Origin of the sequence: Undibacterium sp. GrIS 1.2 (genome assembly GCF_040544435.1) — a bacterium.
GTDB lineage: Bacteria > Pseudomonadota > Gammaproteobacteria > Burkholderiales > Burkholderiaceae_D > Undibacterium.
The window spans coordinates 1-4133 of sequence record NZ_JBEONP010000117.1; the positions used below are offsets into that span (position 1 = coordinate 1).

The following is a 4133-nucleotide window of genomic DNA, read 5'->3' on the forward strand; positions in this document are numbered from 1 at the left end:
GCGGTGCCGCCTCCGGTTAATGCTATGGTGCCGCCTTTGTCCATAGCGTCTGCTGCAAAGCCGTGCAGACTGTCTGATACGGTATTTTTGTAGTATTGAGCACCGGACTTAGTAGCGTCTAGTGCTTTGTCTATGAGACTTTTTTCGGCGGCGGTTTTTCTTGTTTGCTTGGTCTAAATTAAACTTCTAAGGTCAACTTTTAAATGGTTTTAATTTAGGTAACCGTTTATCCCAAGTTCCTCGAGAAAATAGCGTAATTGCTTTCTGTGAGGTATCTTGATCGTGAAATCCAGTTAGCGTAATTCCTAAATTCAGGAGAACAATAAAACCAAGATAAATAAAAGGTTGCTGATCTTCGCGAATTAACCTTTGAAGAACGACATCTTCTTGCTCGGTAAAAAGAAAAATATCTTTATATTTAACACCTTCCATTTGTCGTCCAAATCCTAGATGGATAAGACTCCCTTCATCCGCTGAATAAGCTGCATTCATGAATGAACGAAATTCAACGCGCTGTTTTAAAAAATTAGTACTTACGCTATCTGGAGCTCCCAGTAAAGTCTCAACATTTTTTTGCTTCATATCGAAACTCAATTCTCCCGCACCAATGTAGGGAAATAATTCAAAATCAGTTTTTACGTCCACGATTTTTCACTTTAAAAGGTTATTTTTTTCCAAGCATTTATAAAACTCAAGCATCTCCGACATAGCTTCATTGTATTTTTTGGGATCGTTAATTTCTTTAGCAACGCGTCTAACGTCACGAATTTCTGTAGCCATCGCATCTCGCCACTTTCCTGCTGAAATCAAATTTCCTATTGCCTCCCGATAATCCACTGAGCCAGGCATTTGTCCATTACTCGATGTTTTACCATGGTCTTTGGGATCCATCTGTATAGCTGGCCCATCTTTTGGATTTAGTGGGCTGACATCTTTCGCAGGCATATGATGCGAATCTTTGCCATCATTCACAGGTTTACTTGTCTTACTATGTGCGCCACCTCGATAGGGACCTTTTCCGCTACCTTGACGTAAATGATCGCACGGGCCAGCCTGTTGCTTGATAACCTTGACCCCATCACCGGGAGGCGACGCATCATTCTTTTTGTCACTTTTCTTAGCCTCTTTCTTGGCCTCTTTCTTCCCTTCCGCTAGCTCACTCTTGACCGCATTCTTCTCTGCATTGAGTTCTGCTTTCGCTGCATTGGTCTCGGCTTTGACGGCGTTGATTTCTCCTTTTACGCCTGGAATCAATTTGGTGATTTTATCGATCTTGCTCATCACCATGCGTTGTGCATAGGCGCTTGCTAGCGCGACCATGTTGGGTAACTTGCCGCTGGTGGCAAATTCTGCTGACGCATCTAGTCCGCTGGCGGTAGATTCTACAATGCCACCTACCAGGCCAACGCCTTCACCGACCACGGCTACAGCACCGCCACCTGCTGCAATGACGGCGCCTGGGGCGGCTCCTATCCCGGTGAGTACCATTGCGCCACCGACAGCGGCGGTGCCACCTCCGGTTAATGCGATGGTGCCGCCTTTGTCCATAGCGTCTGCTGCAAAGCCGTGCAGACTGTCTGATACCGTATTTTTGTAGTACTGAGCACCGGACTTAGTAGCGTCTAGTGCTTTGTCTATGAGACTTTTTTCGGCGGCGGTTTCTGCTCTGACCGGGGGATTGGAATTAGTCGCTGCGTGCTTGGGTGAATTGCCACTTGGTATCTGGGTCGTGGTGTAGATGCCAGGATTGTTTCCCCCGTTCATGGTGTTAGGGTCTTTGTCGCGGATAATGGGCTTACTGCCTACCCGTACCGTGCTCGAGCCTTTGACTGGTTTGACTTCGCCTGTCACCGTGCCGCTTTTAACTCCTTTGGCGACACCAGGTTCATCTCCTTTGCTTGCGCTTGTGGGTTGTCAAAATAGCCGCAGATGAGAGGGTTCTTACATTGACCGTTTCAAATACTCCCCCTCTTTTTTTCAATTTATGCCTTGGTGTCCAATGATTGATTGGATACTTTTTACATACAAGGTTGAGTATATGAATTCACTCAGAGAAATAGCTTCAACACAGATACGGCTCCATCAAGATTTTTGCGGTGCTTCCAGCATCTCACTCCCCATACGGACTACCCAGACTCGGTCAATTCCGCGTAATTCTGGCCGCCAGGTAATCTCTACGACTATGGCATCATCCAGAAAGTAGCTTTGGCGACGATCTCCTTGTGCAAGGCTGCGGACAGATAGACCTGCGGTGTCGCCATCTAGTTTGGTTTGTACTGTCTCTGGTGTGTCGTTGTCTGGATCAAGATCGAATGGGAGTAGGACTGCGTCATCGCTATGGTTTTGATCCGAAACTATAAATTGCGCTTCGTTGATAATCCAGCGGTCAATATCACCTTCTTCTACATAGCCAGCATGGGGATGGTTGAGCACTAAACGTAGACCACACTCAGGAAGAAAGAATTCGTGACGTAACACGGGTGAGGTCGGTATGATTGCAGCAATGGGGACCTCTAACTTTAACGCTAAGTCTTCTAACCATGCACCAATATTGCGGCAATTCAGATGCTGACAAATAGTATCGGCGATTGATTGTGTGTCGGTGTTTGTGTCGATACCCCGTGATCAATGACCTCTGTCATGGTTTGCCCCCCCTAGCTTCACTGATGCCAACTCCTTCAATTGGATCGTTATCTGGGTGATGAACGCGTTCCCACTTTAGCCCGTCAAAATGAGCAATATCTTTTATCCCAAAGGACCAAAGAATCTCGTTATTTGAATCTAGATGAAAGGTTTCTAATTCAGGCACCAAACCGCTGACAACTTGTGTAATTTTTTTCCCATTGTAAGCATATAGTTTTGTTGTGGTTGCTAAATAAATATTTCCTTTGAATTCAGCGATTGACCAAAATATTTCGTTATCGTCGATACTACTAACATCCTTAAAGCCATCCCTAACATTTCCTTTTAAAAGCGCACCATTATTGCCGCAAATCCAAACGTCGTTAGTATTAAAACACTTTATATAGTTTAAATTTTCATCAATATTTATAGCAATTTTTTTCCATTCGTTTCCATCAAAGTGATAAATCCTTCCTCCCAGTCCACAAACATAAATATCGCATTCATCGACTCCATCAATACTGGTCAAAATACTGTAATCACTATTTAGCGCGCTTCTATGGACAAGTGGATATCGAGTAAGCGATTCCCAAATTCCATTATTTCTTCGATAAACTTGGTCATTTGCTCCACAGACATAAATTGTTTCACCAATTTCTCGTATTTGAGTTACATAACCGAGCGTACCTAGCCTTAATCCTGCGTCTGAAATCTTTTCAATTTTTGAACTCCCGTCTTTTGCGGAGAAAATTTCAACCTCACCTTCTTTCGATAATGCACAAAGCTTTCTCTCCTCATTTTGAGAGCGTTTTTTGACGCAAACGGAGACAATATTTGAATTTAAATCGTGATAAAACCATTTCGATTCATCTGCACTTTGCTCATCGTAGATACTCAAGCGTGAATGTGGGTGTTGCAGCGGATCTATATCGTCTAGGTTTGAAGCTACGTACACAAAATCTTTCTCGATTACGCATCCGTCGATAAAATAAACAGAAGTTCTCATTTCATTCTCCATATCTTTACAGTGTTTATGAACGGCCAGAGCCGCCTGTGCCTTGCGCAGATTTACCCATTATCGTCGCGTCAAGATTTGTTATTTTTCCAAAAGGATCAGCACGGAATTTTGTGCTTGCACTAAGTCCTTTAGATTGATGAAAATCACGTAATTGTTTTTCCAATTCTTTTTCGTCGCAGCCCGATACTTTCGCTGCGGCGGAAGCGCCTGCTTTTTCCAAATTCCCAAGCGAGGAACTACCTTTAGGATTCCCTAGAGCACCTAATGCAGCCTCTGCGGCATCCATCAATAAATGAATTTGTCCATGTTGGGCAAGCGCTTGAAAATGGTTAGTTATAGAATTTTTCCCTTTCTTAACTGACTGACCATTTACACCAGTGCTCTTAGTAGCCCCCTCTACACAAATACAAAGTCCATCCGCATGTTTAATACCACCCGGGTAATAAGCCCCATTATCTCCAGGCTGTTTAAAGCAATGATCTGGAACTACATG

4 protein-coding genes and 1 pseudogene are annotated in these 4133 nt (G+C 43.9%); all 5 read right to left on the reverse strand.

What is annotated here, in order from left to right:
- Positions 1-192: 192 nt before the first annotated feature.
- Positions 193-645 carry a hypothetical protein gene (locus tag AAKU61_RS22190; protein ID WP_354335764.1) on the reverse strand — a complete coding sequence of 151 codons (453 nt, stop codon included), beginning with the start codon at positions 643-645 and terminating at the stop codon, positions 193-195.
- A 6-nt stretch (positions 646-651) separates the two neighbouring features.
- Positions 652-1896, reverse strand: a pseudogene (locus AAKU61_RS22195) (PAAR-like domain-containing protein); the annotation flags it as partial.
- A 186-nt stretch (positions 1897-2082) separates the two neighbouring features.
- Positions 2083-2478 (reverse strand): hypothetical protein, encoded by a 396-nt coding sequence (locus AAKU61_RS22200; RefSeq protein WP_354335766.1) that lies wholly within the window; start codon positions 2476-2478, stop codon positions 2083-2085.
- Positions 2479-2638: 160 nt separating this feature from the next.
- On the reverse strand, positions 2639-3628 hold the full coding sequence (locus AAKU61_RS22205; RefSeq protein ID WP_354335767.1) for a beta propeller repeat protein: 990 nt from the start codon (positions 3626-3628) through the stop codon (positions 2639-2641).
- A gap of 25 nt (positions 3629-3653) precedes the next feature.
- Positions 3654-4133: hypothetical protein (locus tag AAKU61_RS22210; protein ID WP_354335769.1), on the reverse strand; the 480-nt coding region annotated here is incomplete at its 5' end.

Coding starts and splice junctions, on each gene's coding strand:
- AAKU61_RS22205 (WP_354335767.1), bottom strand. CDS start 3,628: ATGAGAACTTCTGTTTATTTTATCGACGGATGCGTAATCGAGAAAGAT.